The sequence below is a fragment of the Halomonas sp. V046 genome (genome assembly GCF_052645355.1).
The window spans coordinates 194,536-213,030 of sequence record NZ_JBQXYF010000007.1 but is presented as its reverse complement, the minus strand read 5'-3'; the positions used below and the strand labels follow the sequence as shown (position 1 = coordinate 213,030).

13 protein-coding genes are annotated in these 18,495 nt (G+C 63.7%); 4 read left to right on the top strand and 9 right to left on the bottom strand.

The genetic code is table 11. The features are described from left to right. The first annotated feature begins 247 nt into the window (after positions 1 to 247). On the top strand, positions 248 to 1,783 hold the full coding sequence (pdxR, locus tag ACUN9Y_RS11470) for a MocR-like pyridoxine biosynthesis transcription factor PdxR (RefSeq protein ID WP_445460851.1): 1,536 nt from the start codon (positions 248 to 250) through the stop codon (positions 1,781 to 1,783). Here pdxR and ACUN9Y_RS11465 read toward each other — a convergent pair. The 3 genes from ACUN9Y_RS11465 to ACUN9Y_RS11455 are packed head-to-tail and all read right to left on the bottom strand — an operon-like array spanning position 1,780 to position 5,916. Next, positions 1,780 to 2,820, bottom strand: coding sequence for a CobW family GTP-binding protein (locus ACUN9Y_RS11465; protein ID WP_445460850.1), 1,041 nt, complete (start codon positions 2,818 to 2,820; stop codon positions 1,780 to 1,782). The two genes, pdxR and ACUN9Y_RS11465, sit on opposite strands and share 4 nt — an antisense overlap. Beyond that, positions 2,807 to 4,426 carry an amidohydrolase gene (locus ACUN9Y_RS11460; protein ID WP_445460849.1) on the bottom strand — a complete coding sequence of 540 codons (1,620 nt, stop codon included), beginning with the start codon at positions 4,424 to 4,426 and terminating at the stop codon, positions 2,807 to 2,809. The genes ACUN9Y_RS11465 and ACUN9Y_RS11460 overlap by 14 nt, the downstream gene beginning before the upstream one ends. Continuing rightward, positions 4,426 to 5,916, bottom strand: a complete 1,491-nt coding sequence (locus tag ACUN9Y_RS11455) for a sodium/glutamate symporter (protein WP_445460848.1) — start codon at positions 5,914 to 5,916, stop codon at positions 4,426 to 4,428. The genes ACUN9Y_RS11460 and ACUN9Y_RS11455 overlap by 1 nt, the downstream gene beginning before the upstream one ends. 157 nt (positions 5,917 to 6,073) lie before the next feature. Here ACUN9Y_RS11455 and ACUN9Y_RS11450 point away from each other — a divergent pair, with 157 nt between their 5' ends. Further along, entirely contained in the window at positions 6,074 to 6,958 is an 885-nt protein-coding gene (locus tag ACUN9Y_RS11450; RefSeq protein WP_445460847.1) for a LysR substrate-binding domain-containing protein, read from the top strand. A gap of 225 nt (positions 6,959 to 7,183) precedes the next feature. Here the strand turns inward: ACUN9Y_RS11450 and ACUN9Y_RS11445 are convergent, their stop codons facing one another. Further along, positions 7,184 to 8,632 (bottom strand): NAD(P)/FAD-dependent oxidoreductase, encoded by a 1,449-nt coding sequence (locus ACUN9Y_RS11445; RefSeq protein WP_445460846.1) that lies wholly within the window; start codon positions 8,630 to 8,632, stop codon positions 7,184 to 7,186. Positions 8,633 to 8,759: 127 nt separating this feature from the next. Then, positions 8,760 to 9,152, bottom strand: a complete 393-nt coding sequence (locus ACUN9Y_RS11440) for a nuclear transport factor 2 family protein (protein ID WP_445460845.1) — start codon at positions 9,150 to 9,152, stop codon at positions 8,760 to 8,762. Positions 9,153 to 9,692: 540 nt separating this feature from the next. Here ACUN9Y_RS11440 and ACUN9Y_RS11435 point away from each other — a divergent pair. Both ACUN9Y_RS11435 and ACUN9Y_RS11430 read left to right on the top strand, forming a co-directional pair. Next, a complete protein-coding gene (locus ACUN9Y_RS11435) occupies positions 9,693 to 10,688 on the top strand; it encodes an AAA family ATPase (RefSeq protein ID WP_445460844.1) in 996 nt (331 codons plus the stop codon). Continuing rightward, positions 10,685 to 12,430 (top strand): cobaltochelatase CobT-related protein, encoded by a 1,746-nt coding sequence (locus ACUN9Y_RS11430; RefSeq protein WP_445460843.1) that lies wholly within the window; start codon positions 10,685 to 10,687, stop codon positions 12,428 to 12,430. The genes ACUN9Y_RS11435 and ACUN9Y_RS11430 overlap by 4 nt, the downstream gene beginning before the upstream one ends. A gap of 162 nt (positions 12,431 to 12,592) precedes the next feature. Here ACUN9Y_RS11430 and ACUN9Y_RS11425 read toward each other — a convergent pair whose 3' ends face one another. From ACUN9Y_RS11425 to ACUN9Y_RS11410, 4 genes are all read right to left on the bottom strand, one after another. Further along, a complete protein-coding gene (locus ACUN9Y_RS11425) occupies positions 12,593 to 13,522 on the bottom strand; it encodes a haloalkane dehalogenase (RefSeq protein ID WP_445460842.1) in 930 nt (309 codons plus the stop codon). 317 nt (positions 13,523 to 13,839) lie between these two features. Then, complete coding sequence (locus ACUN9Y_RS11420; protein ID WP_445460841.1) at positions 13,840 to 14,736, bottom strand: hypothetical protein; 897 nt, start codon at positions 14,734 to 14,736, stop codon at positions 13,840 to 13,842. 827 nt (positions 14,737 to 15,563) lie between these two features. Beyond that, positions 15,564 to 16,799: an NAD(P)/FAD-dependent oxidoreductase gene (locus tag ACUN9Y_RS11415; RefSeq protein ID WP_445460840.1), complete on the bottom strand. Its 1,236-nt coding sequence runs from the start codon at positions 16,797 to 16,799 to the stop codon at positions 15,564 to 15,566. A 186-nt stretch (positions 16,800 to 16,985) separates the two neighbouring features. Beyond that, a complete protein-coding gene (locus ACUN9Y_RS11410) occupies positions 16,986 to 18,398 on the bottom strand; it encodes a sodium:solute symporter family protein (RefSeq protein ID WP_445460839.1) in 1,413 nt (470 codons plus the stop codon). Between the last annotated feature and the right edge of the window lie 97 nt (positions 18,399 to 18,495).

Sequence of the window (18,495 nt, the reverse complement as noted above, 5' to 3'; positions counted from 1 at the left end):
CACGGGTCCTACTCTCCCCCCCTGCCCAAAGGGACAATAGAACCAGTGATGGGGCATTGATTGGGCCAGGCTTCGTCGACGCTCGACAAGCTGCCCAGTGTATAAGAAGGTGGTGAACCCTGGCCGACCGACCAGTTGCTGACGCGTCGGCGCACCCGGGGCTTCTTACCCGAACCGACGATGCCCTAGCCTTCGGATCGACAAGGGATGACAACAATGATGTCGCCATACGAGTCCTGTCCTCACCATGACTGAGCCGCTCTTCCATCTCGATGCCACCCTGCACGAAAGCCTGCAGTGCCAATTGCGCGAGCAGATTGCCCGGGCCATCCTCGAAGGCCACCTGCCGCCGGACGAGGCCTTGCCGTCGAGCCGGCGCCTGGCCAAGGAGCTCAAGGTCGCCCGCAACACCGTGATGCTGGCCTACGAACAGTTGCTCGATGACGGCTACCTGATCGCTCGCGAGCGCAGCGGCTACTTCGTCAATCCGGATATTCTCGATGGCCGAGTGCGTCAGCCAGCCGGCAGCGGATCCGCCCTCCCCACCAGCGCCGAGGACGCGGTGGCCTGGTCGACGCTGCTGACCATGACCCCGTCGCGTCAGCCCACCATCACCAAGCCCGCCGACTGGCATCGCTACGACTATCCCTTTCTCTACGGCCAACTCGACCCGGAGCTGTTCCCGACCCAGCATTGGCGAGAATGCAGCCGGGACTCCACGAGCGTACCGGCGATTCGTAGCTGGTCGGTCGACCACTTGAGCGAGGACGATCCGCTGTTGGTGGAGCAGATTCACCAGCGTCTGCTGCCCCGCCGCGGTGTCTGGGCGCGCCCCGAGGAAATTCTGATTACCGTCGGGGCACAGCAGGCCCTGTGGATCAGCGCCATGCTGCTGCTCGGCCCCGGTCGTGGCTTCGCCATGGAAAACCCGGGCTACGTCGACATGCACAATATCGCCGCCACCTTCACCGACAAGGTCGAGGCACTGGACGTGGATGACCATGGGCTAAGTCTCGATAAGCGCCTGGCGCATTGCCAATTGGCCTACGTGACGCCGAGCCACCAATCGCCCACCGGGGTGACCATGCCGCTGGAGCGCCGCCGCCAGTTGCTGGCGCTGGCCAGCCGCCATAATTTCCTGGTCATCGAGGACGACTACGAGAGCGAAACCAACTTCGTCGACAACCCGACGCCGGCGCTCAAGAGCCTCGACCGCGAAGGCCGGGTGATCTACGTCGGCAGTCTGTCGAAGACCCTGGCACCGGGCTTGAGGCTTGGCTACATGGTGGCGCCGCCGGCGTTCATTCGTGAGGCCCGCGCGCTGCGACGCTTGATGCTGCGCCATCCGGCGACCAACAATCAGCGCAGCGTGGCGCTGTTTCTGGAGCGCGGCTATCACGATGCCCTGCTACGCCACCTGCGCAAGGCCTATCAGCGCCGTTGGCTGATCATGCGTGAGGCACTCGACAAGCACCTGCCGACCCTCGTCACCCGCTCTACCTTCGGCGGCTCATGTTTCTGGCTCGAGGGCCCGCCGGAGCTCGACGCCGCCCGGCTGTGCGAACTGGCCCGGGAGCACGGGATCCTAATCGAGAACGGCGACCGGCACTATTTTACCGACAGCGTGAACGCGACCCGGCCCGGCAATCAGCCTACCCATGTCTTTCGCATGGGGTTCTCGGCGATCAACGAGGCCCGCATCGAGCCCGGCATCGAGCGCCTGGCGGCGCTGGTGCCCCTGGCGCTCGCTCAGGCAGACGACGCCCCGCCAGTGGCGCCTTAACCCAACGCCGGGAGTGGCGCTACCGGCGCCGTGGGCAGCGACCGGAGCCCCGCCATCAAGGCGTCGAAGCGCGCGCCCTGGCGTCCGATACAGACCAGCGCCGAGCGCGACGTCGAGGGGCGATGATCGCGCCACGTCAGGCGAGCCCCGCTGAGCTGGAGACTGACCCAGGCGTCGCCTGTCTGGCGTCGGCAATACAGCACCCCCTTGGCCCTGAGCAGCACATCGTCATAGGCCTCTAGCCAGTGCGCCAATGCCTCGGCGTCCACCGCCCCCGAGAAACTCACCGACGCATTGTCGATACCGTGACCCGGCCGCGGCGCCTTACCGGGTCGCCCGGTAGAACCCTGTAAAAGCGCTCCGCCGCGAGGCTCGGCCACGCGTAGCATCGGCGCGACCGGCGCCTCGGCCACCGGTTCCCCCGCCATGGCGGTGACGTTCGCGCTGGCAAAGGATGCGATCCAGTCCACCAGGGCCTGACGTCCGTGGTCTTCCCCCGGCAAGCGATTGACCAACAGGCGGTCGGCCGCCGCCAGTTGCGTGCGCCACAGCTCACCGACCAGGGCATCGGCGGCCAGTCGTCGTGCCTGACTGGCATCCACCAATACCACCACCTCGGCCAGGTGCAGCCCAGCTGCCAGGCGCGCAATATCGGCGATCCGCTCGGGTTCGGCGACACCGCTGGCTTCGATCAGGATCGACCGCGGCGACTCGTGCAGGCGCAGAGCCTGTGCCAACTGCTCCGCCAGCGTGCCTCCGAGAGTGCAACACAGGCAGCCGTTGGTCAGCGCCAGCAGGCGATCATCACGAAAGTCGATCAGCTCCTGATCGACGTTGACCGCTCCCAGGTCATTGACGATCACCAGCGCGTCGCTGGCATCACCTCGGGCGATCCGCTCGTTGAGATAGCTGGTCTTGCCGGCGCCGAGGAAGCCGGCAATGACCGTGACGGGCACCGACGACGCGGCCCCGGGCGTCGACAACGGCGCGGCCCCAGGCGTCGACACATGCTTGGCCCCGGCCCTAGCCTTGCCCATGGCATCGCCCTCCCAGGACAGTGGCGTGCACCACGATGTCCTTGAGGCGTTCCGGCGCCAGGCCCAATGGATCGTCGTCGAGCACCACCAGATCGGCCTGCTTGCCGACCTCGAGGCTGCCGACCCGATCGTCCAGGCCCAGGGTGTAGGCCGCACCGAGGGTAATCATCTCGAGTGCCTGGGCCACGCTGACGGCCTCGTGCGTACCCAGCTGGCGACCACTGGCGGTGCGCCGATTGACCGCGCACCAGGCGGTGAACAGCGGCCCCAGCGGGGTCACCGGAGCATCGCTGTGAATCGCCACGGGAATTCCGAGACGAGACGCCGAGGCCAGGGGTTCGAGTCGTTGGCAACGCGATGGCCCGAGGGTCCGGCTGTAGTGAATATCGCCCCAGTAGTACAGATGATTGGCAAACATGTTCAGGCACAGGCCTAGACTCGCGGCACGCCGGAGTTGAGCATGATCGATGATCTGGCAGTGCTGCAGCGTATGCCGGTGGTCCGGTCTCGGCCACAGGGTCAAGGCCTGGTCGATGGCGTCGAGCATCAACTCGACGGCCTCGTCGCCGTTGGTGTGAATATGCAACTGCAGGCCTGCCTGGTGATAGGCCTGCACCAGCTCGGTCAGCGCCTCGGGGTCGGCATTCCACAGCCCATTGGGATGGCCATCGTGGTAGTGCGGCCATTTCAGGCGCGCGGTGTAGCCCTGGATCGAGCCGTCGGTCATCAGTTTTGCCGGCCCGAAGGTCAAGCGCTCGTGATTATGGGCCATGGCCGCCTGCAGGCGTTCGATCCCCTCGTCCGCCGCCCAGCTCAACACCCCCATGGCCGGAACGAGGCGCACGGGGAAGTCCGCGGCGGCGGTGACCTCGACCATGGCCGCCACCGCCTCGTCGGTCATCGGGTTGTACAGGTCGGTAATGGTGGTCACACCGGCGCGCTGGGCGATACGAGAATACCGACGTAGCGTGTCCGGGGAGGCCACCGCCTCGAACAGGTTCTCGCCGAGGGCGTCGAAGACCACAAACATCGCCGCCATTTCCTGCAGTTCGCCGCTGGGCATTCCGCCGTCATCGCACATGACCCCCTGAACACTGGGACCCGCGCTGATACCCGCCATTTCGAGCATCGCCGAGTTGACCGTCATCACGTGCAGGCTGGCATGCAGTACCACCAGCGGACGATCGGCGACCGCCTCGTCCAGCTCGCGACGCGTCAGTCGCGTCCCCTCGAAATACACCGGATCGAAGCCCCAGGCGACCAGGGGCTCACCAGGAGGCAGGCTGGCGGCATGCTCACGCAGCCGTGCCTGGACCTCGGCGATGCTTTCGAGGCCATTCCAGGTGCGTCCCTCGGGGTCGGTGCGGGGGAAGTAACCAAGATACAGGTAGTTCCACATCGCTCCTTCCAGGGCGTGACTATGACCTTCGACGAAGCCGGGCAGGATCACCTTGTCGGCGAACCGCGTATCGATATCCCCCTCCGGCATGGCATCGCGGGGACCGACGGCCAGGATACGACCATCGACGATGGCGATATGGGTCGCCTCCGGCTGGGAGGGGTCCATGGTCAGGATGCGCTTGGCGCGGTAGATCGTCATGCTCATCAGGGGGTCGCTCCCTTGGTCAACGCTGAGGTAGAAGTAGTACGGAGCGGGGCCGAGGCGCGTTTCACCGCAGCAGGCGGCTGGGCTACCGAACCTCGGCGGGCACGGCGATCCCACAGCAACATCAGCGGCAGGCAGGCGATGAACAATAGCGCCGAGCCACCGAAGATCAGCAGATACTCAGCGCCGCTCAGCGAGGGCAGGATGGGGGCGAAGATCATCAACATGTGCGCGGTCATCACGATAATCGCCAGGTTGAAAAACGCCAGCTCCTTGGGCACCGAGGTCGAGAAGTCGGCGTCCATCATGCGCAGCAGAAGAAGTCCTGTGCCGGTCGAACCGCAGCAGCAGCCGAAGGAGGTGAGTGCCCTTTCATGCCCCAGGGGGCCGCTCATCCGCCCGATCAGCAGGCAACCGATGAGTGTCGCCACGGTCACCGCGGCGGTGACCAGCAGGATCGGCGCCAGCAGTTCATAGAGCACGGCAAACTGGATGCTCATCAGCGTACCCACCACCATGAAGTCCACCGAACTGCCGGTAATCCGCTTGAGCGTGTCGTCGTCGACCCGGTGGCTCAGGCCCATGCGGTCGATGACCAGGCGCATCAGTACGCAGACGCCAAGCCCGTGCAAGAAGAACAGGTTGTGGCTGAACAGCACCCCAAGATTGATACCGTAGGGCGAGGCGCCGCCGATGATTCCCTGCATAAACGTCAGCCACAGATGAGTGATGACGTAGGCCACGGCCAACAGGCCGAGGTGATAAGCCAAGGAGTCCAGATTAGCCGGGTGCGACACCATGGAACCCGTTGAGGGTGCGTCGACCCGTGCATCGGGCCTGGCACTCGGATTGAAGAAGCCGAAGCGGAAGTGATCATCGAGCTTCGAGGCACGGTTGGCATTGAGCCCCTTGTTGAGATAGCGACGAGCGATGGGCACCCCCACCGCGAAGGCCATCAGAAAGCCCAGCGACGCATAGATAAGCCCCACCTGGGCCGCGTTCTCGATGCCGTACTCTGACTCCCAGATGCTGCCGTAAGTCAGTGCCTGGCCAGGGCCCTGGGTGAAGCCGTGGGTCACGATGGCCCCCAGCCAACCGCTGATATCCGAGCCGGTCAGGGCGTCGTAGCCGGTCACGATAAAATAGCCAAGAACGCCCTGAATCCCCAGGCTGATGCTCCAGGCCAGGGTCATCCACATACCACCGCGAACGATACTACCGCCACCTTCGGCGCTGCGGCTGCCCCCGGTGAGGCATAGCGACATGAAGCTCAGGGTAAAGAAGTGAAAGGTCAGGGCGGTGAAATCGCCCGGTGAGTAACCCGGCAGCAGGCCGAAGGACAGGGCGAAGAACCCCAGCACGCCGCCGACGATGCTCGCTGGCACCAATGAGGCGCGCAACAGGCGCAAGCGGCTGCGGAGCAAGCTTCCTACCCACAGCATTACGGCAAGGAGCGCGAAGGCTATCACGCCATGAAAGGTATCTTGCATAACGTCACCACCTATTGTGTTGTCTTGTTGGGTGTCATTTGCGGCGTCGTCAACGCGGTCCTGGCGGACATAGCGCGTTGATACGAATTCAGGCTAAGCCGCGTAGTATTGCCTGTATAATATCAATTATCTTTTATGTGATACCGAGCAAGCATCAATGCGTATCGATCTTCGCCATCTCAGGGCCTATGTCGCCGTCGCCGAACTCTTGCACTTTCGACGCGCCGCGGAACGCCTGAATGTCGCCCAGCCGGCACTGAGCCGAACCATCGTTCAGCTCGAAGACGCGATCGGCGAAGCGCTGCTCATGCGCAACAATCGGCAAGTTCAGCTCACTGTTCCCGGGGAGGTGTTCCTCGAGGAGTGCTATGTGATTCTGCGCCAGGTCGACGACGCGGTGACGCGGACCCAACGCGCGGGGCGGGGCGAAATCGGACGCCTGAGCGTCGGCTATACCGACTTCGCCATCACCGGTGGCCTGCCCAAGATCCTCGAAGGATTTCGCCTGCTCTATCCCGACGTCCAGTTTGACATGCACTTCGGCTCCACCGCCCAACAGCTCCAGGAACTCACGGAAGATCGCCTCGATATCGGCTTTATCACCGGCCCCAACCTGACACCGGGCATCATGTCCTTGCCCATCCAGGAGGACCGGTTCATTGCCGTGGTCAGCGAGCGCCACCGCCTTGCCGGCCGCAGCAGCATCGCCCTGGCGGAATTGGCCACCGAGCCATTCATCCTCGGCAATCGCGACATGTGGCAGCACTTCAGGCGGCGCCTTGACGCGCTCTGCGTCGAGGCCGGCTTTCTGCCCCGGGTGGCCCAGGAAGCCTTCAATAGCGAAGGCGTATTTGGCTTCGTTGCCTCGGACTTCGGCGTCACCGTGCATCTGGAGTGCGCCCACAACTACGTGCGCAAGGGGGTACGCCTGCTGCCGCTGGAGGACGTCAACGCCAGCCTCGTCACCGAGGTGGCGTGGAAGGATCAGCCGCTCTCCGCGGTTCAGGAAGCGTTTCTGACCAGCCTCAAGGGAATGGTGTAAGCCCTGTTCTCAACGGTCACCAAGGACGCCAGCGAGGGCTCGAGACCGGAGGTGTGACCACGATGCGCGGGGCGCCGAAGGCACGGCCTGGGGCGATGCCAACACCAGCGCCCCACGGCGTGACCATGGGGCCTGGGATCAAGGGCTGGTTGAACGGCTAGCACCCGGGCTGGTTCATGCGCCGACGTCAGTAGCCTGGTGGTAGCCGCGTTACGTCAGGCGGCGTCAAGGACGCTCGTCCTTGTACGCGTACCAGCGATAGAGAAAGCGCTGGCCGCTGCGGCGGAACGGGGCGAAGGCCGAGGATTCGACCTTTTCTCTCAGGTTCGGGAAGGGCAGCTTCGAGGTGAAGATTGGCAGATCCAGGCTCGCGCCTTCCCCGGCGATCCACTGAGCCAGGCGCTTGCCGGCCTGAGCCGAGTACATCACCCCGTTGCCGCCGTAGCCGAGCGCGTAGTAGACGCTTTCCTTCGGGTCCGGTTGATGGATCCGCGGCATCATGTCGTGACTGACATCGACCCAGCCCCACCAGGAGTAGTCGATCTCGATGCCCTTGAGGGCCGGAAATTTACGCGCCAGGTCGCCGATCAGCTGGTCGCGGTAGCGATCCTTAGGCGCGTCACGTCCGGTGATGGCGCTGCGACTGCCGATCTGCACCCGGTTGTCGGGCAGCAACCGATAGTAGTGACGCAGGATGCGGGTATCGGTCAGCACCTGGGTGGTACGAAAGTTGGTCGCCGCGATCTCTGACTCGGTGAGCGGACGCGTCACGATCGAGTTGGACAGGATCGGCAGCAGGCGATTCTTCAAGTGGGTGTGCAGCTGACCGGTGATGTACCCGCCGGTGGCGATGCCGACCGAGCGCGCCTTGACCGTGCCTCCGGGCGTGCGCAGGTAGTGCACCCCGCCACGGGTTTCCCAGCCCAGCACCGGGCTTGCCGGGTGTACCTTGACGCCAAGCGCACGCGCTTTTCTGTGGTAGCCGAAGGCCAGCTTGGCGGCATGAATCCCGATCCCTTCGGGCTCGTGCATGGCGCCGGCGGCTTCGGCGTCGCCGACCCACTCGCGACGCACCGTATCACCATCAATCATCTGCGCATCGTAGTCGAAGGTATCGCGCAGAAGCCGCGCTTCCTTCTCAAGGCTCGGCATGACCCTCGGCCGATGGGCAATATACAGATGACCGCCGGGCTGTGGCTCGCAGTCGATATCGCGAATCAGCGACTTGAATGTCTGCATTCCCTCGACGCACTCACGATGCAGCTTGAGCGCGGTCTGAAGCCCATAACGCTCGATCCACTGGGAGCGCTTGAGGCGCCCCGAGGCGCACTGGGCCTGGCCACCATTACGAGAACTGCAGCCCCAACTGACTCGATTGGCCTCGAGCACCGTGGCCTTGATCCCGTACTGCTCGGCGAGAAAGATCGCCGCGGTCAACCCGGTGAAGCCCGAGCCGATGATCACCACATCGGCGTCGGTGTCGGCGACGATCGGACCATCATCCGCCGGCGGCTCGCCGGCAGTCGCGATCCAGTAGGTCGGCGCATAGTCGCTGCCGGTACCTGCATGGGCCGCCGTCAGCGGATCATAGGCCGGATCATAGGGGGCCCTCGCCGGCGTGCACTGGCCGGCTTCGCGTTTGCTCGTGTCCGTAGGGGTCTGCAGGTCCATCATGGTGATGCTCCTCGGCAAGCCGGTAGAAACCCAAGCGATGAATCGGCGTCTGTGTCGTTGGCCTATGCCACTGACACCTGCTGCCGATTCATGCTTGAGGGTCAGGCGCTGCGATCTACCGCGCGCGTCAGTCGCCGCGAACCGGTGTCGCGGGGCGCTGCTTGCGAAAGGCATTCTTCACCGCAATCTTGCCGTCACGGAAGGTGAAGGCATCGATCATGCGGGCCTCGGAGCGCATGCCGTCGGCGGTGGTACCGCGATAGGTGCTTTCCGAGTAACCCCGATCGCCGATGACCTGGTGCACGCCGTCGACCCACTCGGCGTCTGGCGCATTTTCCCAGGCGGCACGCAGACCGGCACGCACGGCCTCCTGGCCGATGAAGCTCTTGCCCAGCAACTCAGGACCGCCGACGGCATGAAACTCGCAGTCGTCGGTCATCATTGCCATCACGGCATCGATATCGTGGCGGTTCAAGGCGTCAGCGAAGGCTTCGAGAAACTTGGCGTCGGGCTGGCTCATGGTAGGTCTCCGTGGAGCTTGTCTTGTGATGGTTGCTGGCCATATCGGTGGAATCCGCGCACTCGGCGCACCCTCGCACTTAATGACGGTGGTGCCGAGCGTCAGGTTCGAGGGCAACCCTGCTGCCCCGAGCGGCTCATCCCGAGACTACGCCCCGCGTCCTCTCCCCCTTTAGCACCAGTTTGCCGCCAGTCGTTGGACCAGACATTGCGTGGCCACTGGCCGTCGATCGTACGCCGGCTTCGGCCAGGCGATCATCGAACCGACGACGTCCAGGGTGCTGGTGCTGGCCCTGTTCGCTCCCCACTAAGAATAAAATCTCGTTTTTCGATACAATTTGCATTATTTTAAGAAACACGGCTATAGTCATCCCACAGCTTGGCCAGTCGCGCCTCGATGCTCTTCGCCGGCTTGTCGAGACCGTCCGCCGCCACTGCTGTCCCAGACAAGACGCTGTGACCCAGCCCCAGGCCTGCGCCCCGAAGGCCTCGCCCAGGCTGGCTTCCAGCCCTTCTCCCATTCCTGCCGAGGAAGATCGCCATGGCCGACCGCCCCGCCCCGCTCGATGACGCGCCCCTTGATCAGCACATGAGAAGTGCCAGGGAGCTGTTCGGCATCGACTCGGACCTGCAGGTCCCGGTGTTCAACCAGCGTGACGATCACGTACCGGATATCGATACGGCCTATCGCTTCAATCCCGACGTGACCCTGGCGATCCTGGCCGGCTTCACCCGCAACCGGCGGGTCATGGTTCAGGGCCTGCACGGCACCGGCAAGTCGACCCACATCGAGCAGGTCGCCGCGCGCCTCAACTGGCCGTGCCTGCGCGTCAATCTCGACGGCCATGTCAGCCGCCTGGACCTGGTCGGCAAGGATGCCATCGTCATCCGCGACGGCGTTCAGGTCACCGAGTTCCAGGAAGGCATCGTGCCCTGGTCGCTGACCCGGCCGGTGGCCTTGGTCTTCGATGAGTACGACGCCGGCCGCCCGGACGTGATGTTCGTCATCCAGCGTATCCTCGAGCGTGATGGCCGCTTCACCCTGCTCGATCAGAACCGCGTGATCGTGCCCCATCCGATGTTCCGTTTGTTCGCCACCGCCAATACCCTGGGACTCGGCAATCAGGATGGGCTCTACCAGGGCACCCAGCTGCTCAACCATGCCCAGGTGGACCGCTGGAACATCGTCGCCAAGCTCGACTACCTGCCCCGCGACGAGGAAGTGAAGATCGTCCTGGCCCGGGTGCCAAGCAAGGACAACGAACGCGGCAGACGGCATGTCGATGCCATGGTGGCGGTGGCCGAGTTGACCCGTCGAGGCTTCGCCAACGGCGACCTGTCGACCTTGATGTCACCACGCACCGTGATCACCTGGGCCGAGAACTGCGAGATCTTTCGCGATCCGGCCCTGGCCTTTCGCCTGTCGTTTCTCAACAAGTGCGACGAGCACGAACGGCCCCTGGTCGCCGAGTTTTACCAGCGCTGCTTCGATGCCGAACTCAGCGAGTCGGTGATCGACGAGGCCCCTGACCAGTGATACCGCCCTCGTCAACCTCGCCCAGCCTTGCCGAGCGCCGGCGCCAGCAGTATGTCGAGGAGCTGGAAGCGGCAACCCTCAGGGCCCTGGCCGGCGACCCCGACTGGCACTACCGGCGCCGGCGCCTGCACCATGGCTCCCGGGCGGTGGCGCTGCGGGCGCCTCACCTGCGCCTCGGCGATGACTGCCTCGCCGCGGCGGACTATCGCGGCGTCACCGATGCCCTCGCCCTGCGCGTGGGCGGGAGCGATGATGCCCTGCACGAGCAGCGCCGGCCCGAGGCGCCGGAAGCGAGGCTGATCTACGATCTGCTCGAACAGTTGCGCGTCGAGTCATGCATCGATAGCGACATGCCCGGCATGGCACGTAACGTCCGCGAGCGTTTCAGTCGCTGGTCGCTGGCGTTCCACCACACCCAGATGACCGAATCCGCCCTCGGCCTTGTGTTGTTCTGCGTGATCCAGATCTGCTGGTCACGCCTGATGGCAAGGCCGGTGAGCGAAGAGTTCGAGGACCTGCTCGAGGCCACCCGAGCCAACATCGTGCCGGTGCTCGGCCACGACCTGGCCGGCCTGCGCCGCCATCGCCAAGACCAGAGTGCTTATCAGGTGCACGCCCGCGGTATCGCCGACTGGGTAGGCGACCAGCTCGAAGGACTCGAGGCCAGCGCTGAGCGCGACAACGAACGCGAAGACCCGAAGCGCCGACTGGCGCTGCTGCTCGACGCCGATGACGAGCTCGACGAAGAGATCGCGCTGGCGCCAAGTGGCCACAGCCGACTGTTTCACGACCAACAGCAGCGCTACCGCGCCTTTACCACCGCCTACGACAGCGAGATCGACGCCGCATCGCTGGTGCGTGAGGCCTTGCTACAGGAGTACCGCGAGCGTCTCGATGCACGCATCGCCGCCCAGCGCATCAATGTGCACCGTTTGGCTCGGCTGTTTCGCCGCACGCTGTCGCAGCCCGATCGGGACGGCTGGCAGCACGGCGAGGAAAGCGGCATCATCGACGGCCGCCGTCTGGCCCAGGTCATCTCCTCCCCCATGGAGAGACGGGTGTTTCAGCGCGAGCGCTATCACCCGGTGAGCGATGCCCAAGTATGCGTGCTGATCGACTGCTCGGGCTCGATGAAAGCCCACGGTGAAGCCATCGCCACCCTGGTGGAGCTACTGACTCGGGCGCTGGATATGGCGGGTGTGGCCACCGAGGTGCTGGGATTTACCACCGCCGCCTGGAACGGCGGCCGTGCCCACCGCGACTGGCAGAAGGCCGGCAGACCCAAGGCCCCGGGGCGGCTAAACGAAGCACGCCACCTGGTGTTCAAGGACGCCCGCCGCCCGTGGCGACGCTCAAGGCGCGCCTTCGGTGCCCTGCTCAAGGCAGATCTGTACAAGGAAGGGATCGACGGTGAAGCCGTGGAGTGGGCCGCCCAGCGGCTGCTCAGCGCCGACGTCAATCGCCGCCTGCTGCTGGTGCTGTCCGATGGCAGCCCATCGGATAGCGCAACGAGTCTTGCCAATGACCGCTACTACCTCGACAACCACTTGAAGGCCGTCATCGACCGTTACGATAGCCGCGGCCCGGCAGGCGCCGGACAGATCGAGATCACCGGCCTCGGGGTGGGCCTCGACCTGAGCCCTTACTATCGCCGCCACCGCATCGTCGATCTGGCCCAGACCCTCGACAACGCTCTGGCCGAGGAGATCGCCCAGCTGCTGGTGGCGCGCCACCACTACTAGAACCTAGAGGCTACGAACCTAGAGGCTACGAACCTAGGGAATACGAACCTAGGGAATACGAACCTAGGGAATACGAACCTAGGGAATACGAGAACTAGGGATACGAGAACTAGTGATACGAGAACATAGGGGCACGAGAACCTAGCAAGGCGCGAACTCACACTAAGGCGCGTGGCCGGCAGCCCTCACGCCAAAGTGCTCAAGCGCCCTTATCGCGATGTCCGCCCCATACTCCTGAACAAAGTGCCCGGCGTCATGGACCCTCAAGGGTTCAGGGCAGCCCTTGATGATGCCGCGCAAGTGCTCCATGGGGGCTTCCCCCAGCACGCCATCGCGCATGCCGATGGCCATGAAACTCTCCCCCTGCCATTCGCCAGACCAGTACTGACGGGCGCGCAGGCCCAGCGCTACCCCGTCCATCTCGGGGCTCACCGGCACCATCTGGGGAAAGCGCCTGACACCGGCCTTGTAGCGGTTATCCGGGAAGGGAGCGTCATAGGCGAGGGCATCCAGAATATTAACCGCAGCCAGCGCATCGGTAGCGATCATCCCCGCGACAGGAATCTCGGGGGCTCGAGCCGCAAACCCCTGCCACTTCACCAAGCCCGTAGAAAGGGGTTCCCCGACGCCAAGGGCGGTATTCATCACCAGCAGCCGAGTAAAGCGTTCGGGCATGTCCATGGGTAAGGTAAGCCCCAGGATGCCCCCCCAGTCCTGACAGACCAGCAGGATATTGCTCAGATCGAGGCGCTCGATCAGCCGGATCAGGCTATCTCGGTGAAAATCGAAGGTATAAACCGCCTCCTCCAATGGCTTGTCCGAGCGACCGAAACCGAACAGGTCGGGGGCCACGACCCGACACCCCGCCGCGGTGAATTCGGGGATCATCTTGCGGTACAGGTAGCTCCAGGTCGGCTCCCCATGCAGGCAGAGGACCGTCGTTTCGGCCGCCCTTTCACCCTCATCGATATAGGCCATCCGCAGCGACTCGAACCCCTCCAGATCGTCGAGGTAGTTCGCTGGATAGGGAAACCCAGGCAGGAGCGAAAATCGCTCGTCGGGTGTCCGCAGTGCATCAGTCGGCATCATCATCCCTTCACGTAGCCAAGCGGGTAACGAGGCAGCGCAACCGCCTCAGCGTGACCGAGGCTCTCGATCAAACCGGCGAGGCTCTCGATCAAACCAGCGATGCTCTCGATCAAACCGGCGATACGCTTCGCAACAAGGTTTCACCGCCCCAGAGCCTAACAACCCGCAGCGTTTGACTGAGCCTGTCACAGTATTGTATTTGCTGCCAGACAGACCGTCACCCAACTGCCGAGCCAGCGCAGAGCGTGCTTTCCCGCCGGCCATACGCCACCCTATCGGGCGCTTCTTGCTGATGCTTAAGCTGCCTGACGGGCGCTCGGTTAGGTGTAGAAAAAACTGACGCAACGCAGAAAGCTCGCGCCGCCACCGGTCACGCAGCGGTGCTGGATCCAGCGGTCCCGTTTGATGACCGACGACCCCTCCCAGCGCGTCCACTGCCAATAGCCAGACGGCAGGTGCCAGGTATGTCGATGTTTCCAGTTGCCGAAGGCATTCTTGTAGTAGTGCTGTGTCGCCGCCGGCCCATGGCACGCCGTGGTCACCCCGAGGGAATAGCGACGTTTATGATTCGATGTCCATCGATCCCTGAAGTAGTAATGGGCCTGGTGGTCGCACCACCACCAGGTGTTGCTGGGTATGGAGATCGTCTCGCAGTTGTGGTTTCTGAACAGGTTATAGCCATCGCCCGGAACGCAGTATTGCTGGCCGGGTCCGCCGCCGCCGGAAGGACCGATGCGAGCGCTGGGAGAGGCCAAGCCTGCCTCGTCCAGGTCGACGGGAATGACATCATCGACGACCTCGACAGACCTTGCCTTGAAGGCCTTCTTGTCCGTCTTCGGGTCCAGTTGGAGCAGCATGGCCGGAATCGGCGCATCCTTGGGCACAAGCTTGAGATACATCTCCAGGGCGGGCAGCCTGGCTTCGGTCGGAACGGTGGCGCCGGTCTGTCTATCCGGGACGCCGATTTCGCGTACGCCGACCTCCGTCTCGTCGTCGCCGCCCTTGACGCCGATAAACTCGATTTGATTGCCATTGCTCAGCGCAATTCGCGCCAATGGACGGGTGTCCGGCGACACATCGACGACCGGCGCCCCGTCCGGGCCCAGGCCAACCGCGAGGGAATCTACCGGCCTATCGTCGGCGTCGTCTAGCGCGCCCTCCGCTAGCCAACGGTGGCACTTGTCCATCAACTCCGGATGCTCTTTCAATAACTCCATCAGGTCACCGTCGAGCGTCTCCCTCTGCTCGCCACACCCACACCCACACCCACACCCATGATCACTGTTCATGATAACGGCCCTCTAGGTTGGTGGATTCTAACCAACCGCAGATACCACCTACGAATATCGTCATTGACCACCCGACGCCACCACGACAATGTTTATATCGTGGATAGCGGATCACGCACTAATAAAACAAATTCTAATACACTTAATTAAAAAACATAAAGTTAAGCGACACACCGTTGCGGCCGCGCAGGGCGAAGAGTCGGCCCTCAAGTGCCCAGGACCAGCGACACCTCATCCGGCTACCGGACTTACCCCGTAAGAAGAAAGCAGACAGAAATGGAAACCGTGACTTACCAGACACCCCTTGCCACAGAAACCACAAGTCATCAAAAAAATCGAATCGCCCCACCAGAGTTTTTCATACTAAAAGCACTTAACGACCCGCAATCGCTCTCATCATATTGGACCACCCCCTCCCATTTCGCCACCTTTTCACATATCAAAAGAAAGATACTCCAGCATTAAAACGACCTATCACAATGCGATAAATAAAATAAACTCACGCCCACGCCTCACCGCTTATAACGAGCCAGCTTTAATATATAACCTACTACGACAACGGGCTTCGAAACTCGGGACAAATCCCCCTCACCCGCCCTTGACGGGGAGACAACCCAACAGCGGACAGCGGCAGCTACACGACAGCACCTGCCATCACGAGGGAACGCAGGGCCGGCGTCATTCGTCGCCGGCCGCCGCGTATCGCGACAACGACGAGTCAGATGCCTCACCGACGGAGGCGTTGAGTGAAGGCCCTAGAAACGCTGCGGCGATAACGCCTGGGCATAGTCAGGAAGCGTTTCTCCGGCGATCATTGCGGCGATCAATTCTCCGGTGTGCGCCGACTGGGTCAGCCCGAGGTGGCCGTGGCCATACGCCACCAGGAGGCCTTCTCTACCCGGCACCCGCCCCACCACCGGCAGGCCATCCGGCGTCGAGTGGCGCACCCCCATCCAGCGCTCCGCCAGGCTCAACGAACGCCCGAACAGCGCCTCGCCCCACCCCTGGAGGCGTTCCCAGCGCCGCTGATCAGCGGCGCGGTCGGGTGCGGTGAACTCGGTGGTACCGGCCAGGCGAACGCCGCCGTGCATGGGGGTGGCGTAGAAGTGGTGAGCCATCCAGCCCACCGGTCGCGACAGCGCGAGCGGTGTTTCAAGGCGCACATGGTAGCCGCGCTCGCTGACCACCGGCAGCGTCACGCCGAGCGACCGGAGGAGGCCGTCGTTGGCTATGCCGGCGCACAACACAAGCTGGTCGACCTGATGCTCGCCGGCCTCGTCGATCAGCCGCCAGCCCCCGGAAGCCAGCGGCACCAGGCGCTCGACGCGGGAGTGATGCAGCGCTACGCCATCGCCTTCCAGGCGCCGCCACAGGGCTCGACTCACCGCCAGGGAGTCCTTCAGGTGGCGTGTCGCGGGAAAGTACAGGCCACCGACAAGTTCCGCACGGTCGAGTTCGGGTTCCAGGTCGCGCACCTCCTCGACCGCGAGTGCCTGACACGCCACGCCATCGGCGCGCTTGGCCCGAGCCGACGCCTCCAGAGTCACTGCCAGGGGATCGCCCCGACGGGCGAGCTGCAGACAGCCGGTGTCGGCGTACAGATCGGGGGCCTGAAGCGACTCGAGCAGCCTGTGCTGCGCCTTGACCGAATCACGGATCAGGGCCACCAGGTCGGACTTGTGGCGGGCGAAGCAAGACGGTGTTGCCGCCTTGAGAAAGCGCGGGCCGAAACCCACCAGGCGGGCCAGGTATCGGGGGTCGACAGACAGCGAGGCGTCACGCCGACTGAGTTCTCGGGGCAGTTGCTTCAAGGTGTCGATACTCGCCATGGGCGAAGTGGCGTAGTTGGCGATCAGGCCGGCATTGCCGAAAGAGGTGCCCTCCCCCGGCGGGCCCGGGTCATGCAGCTGTACCCGGTGGCCACGTCCAGCCAATGACTTCGCCACGGCCAGACCGACGATGCCGGCACCCACGACGGCGATGGTGTTCATGCGGTGTCTCCTGTTGGACGATGGCGACCGGCCCGAGCCTCGGGCCGGTCGCGTCATCGGTGATGTCGCGGGCTCAGTTGTCGCGGTAGAAGCGCCAGGAGGCGATCCCCACCCCCACCGCAGTGAGGATACTGACTGCGCTGACGGTATACAGGGCAAGAGCGTACAGGGTCATAGGATTCTCCTTTACTGGGCCTTGGCGGTAGCGGGGGCATCGGGGGCCGAACGGAACAGCCGGTAGACCAGCACGAACACCAGCACATTGGCGATGACGCCGGCGATCAGGGCGGTCAGCCCGGTCGCTGCCTGCAGGTCGAAGGGACCCCACTTCCACAGGATGGTCACCAGGGCGCCGGCGAGCATGGCGGCGACCGCCGAACGGGTGCAGCGCAGATCGAACAACACCGCGAACACGAACGGCAGCAGGATGGTCGGTGCCCACAGGGCGTAGCTGAGCAACAGCGCATCAATGATCGAGGTGGCGTAGAGGGCGAAGACCACCGCGCCCAGACCGATCAACAGGTTGACCAGCCGCTCGATCCACAGCCGCTTCTTCTCGCTGACGTCGGGCTCGACGAAGGGCTTGTAGATGTCACCGACGAAGATCACCGCCGCCGAGTTGAGATACGAATCCGCCGTCGACATGACCACGGCCAACAGAGAGGCCAGCACCAGCCCGGTGATGCCCACCGGCAAGGCGTCACGGATCAGGGTAGGCATCGCCTGGTCGGGCGAGATGGTCGGATAGAGCACCAGCGCGATCAACCCGATGGTGGCACTGACCAGATAGAACAGGAAGCCGAAGCCGCCGGCCACCGAATAGCCGATGCGGGCATGGCGCGAGTCCGGCGCGGACAGGGCACGCTGGGTGTAGGGCGGGACCAGGGTCTCGCCGAGCAGAAAGGCGATGAAGATCGACAGGAACATGCCCACCGAGTAGTCGCCCATCAGGCTGAAGTGGCCCTCGGGCAGACGTTCCACCAGCGCCTGAGGGCCGCCAAGGTCATTGATGCCGATCAGCATGGTCACCGGCAGGAACACCGCCAGCATCAGAAACTGCACTACGTCGGTCTGGATGACCGCCCACATGCCACCCACGGTGGAGTACAGCAGTACCACCGCCATGCCGATCAGGATCCCGGTGGAGACCTCGATACCGAGGATCGCGTGGAACACGGTACCCACCGCCAGGGCCTGGGCGCCGAGGATGCCGATGCAGAACACCAGCGAGAAGATGCCGGTGAACAGCCGAGCGCTGGCGCCGAAGTGCTGCGCCATGATGTCGCCCACGGTCTGGGCATTGACGTAGCGCTTGAGCTTGGGGGCGATGAACAGGCCCGCCAGTACGGTGGCCAGCGGGAAGGCCGAGGCGGCGAACATGAAAGCGTAGCCTTCATCGAACGACTTGCCGGCGCGGCCCATGGAGGCACCGCCGCCGAGAAAGGACGCAGCCAGGGTGGCGAATAGCACCGGCCAGATGATCTTGTTGCCAGCCACCGCGAAGTCCGAACTGTCGGACACCTTCTTGGCGCTGCGATAGCCGATGTAGATCAGTATCGCGAAATAGAGAAGCAGACCGCCGAGGTCGATCGGATTCATGGAACTACCCTCGTTATGGTTGTTGGGGTGATCTCAGCATCGGTGGTCATTGCCATAAGAACAACTTTGAGATAACTATAAATCTATAAATACAATT

Bases quoted from the DNA above. Each gene is read 5' to 3' on its own strand.
- pdxR (WP_445460851.1), top strand. From the start codon at position 248: ATGACTGAGCCGCTCTTCCATCTCGATGCCACCCTGCACGAAAGCCTG.
- ACUN9Y_RS11465 (WP_445460850.1), bottom strand. From the start codon at position 2,820: ATGGGCAAGGCTAGGGCCGGGGCCAAGCATGTGTCGACGCCTGGGGCC.
- ACUN9Y_RS11460 (WP_445460849.1), bottom strand. From the start codon at position 4,426: ATGAGCATGACGATCTACCGCGCCAAGCGCATCCTGACCATGGACCCC.
- ACUN9Y_RS11455 (WP_445460848.1), bottom strand. From the start codon at position 5,916: ATGCAAGATACCTTTCATGGCGTGATAGCCTTCGCGCTCCTTGCCGTA.
- ACUN9Y_RS11450 (WP_445460847.1), top strand. From the start codon at position 6,074: ATGCGTATCGATCTTCGCCATCTCAGGGCCTATGTCGCCGTCGCCGAA.
- ACUN9Y_RS11445 (WP_445460846.1), bottom strand. From the start codon at position 8,632: ATGATGGACCTGCAGACCCCTACGGACACGAGCAAACGCGAAGCCGGC.
- ACUN9Y_RS11440 (WP_445460845.1), bottom strand. From the start codon at position 9,152: ATGAGCCAGCCCGACGCCAAGTTTCTCGAAGCCTTCGCTGACGCCTTG.
- ACUN9Y_RS11435 (WP_445460844.1), top strand. From the start codon at position 9,693: ATGGCCGACCGCCCCGCCCCGCTCGATGACGCGCCCCTTGATCAGCAC.
- ACUN9Y_RS11425 (WP_445460842.1), bottom strand. From the start codon at position 13,522: ATGATGATGCCGACTGATGCACTGCGGACACCCGACGAGCGATTTTCG.
- ACUN9Y_RS11420 (WP_445460841.1), bottom strand. From the start codon at position 14,736: ATGGAGTTATTGAAAGAGCATCCGGAGTTGATGGACAAGTGCCACCGT.
- ACUN9Y_RS11415 (WP_445460840.1), bottom strand. From the start codon at position 16,799: ATGAACACCATCGCCGTCGTGGGTGCCGGCATCGTCGGTCTGGCCGTG.
- ACUN9Y_RS11410 (WP_445460839.1), bottom strand. From the start codon at position 18,398: ATGAATCCGATCGACCTCGGCGGTCTGCTTCTCTATTTCGCGATACTG.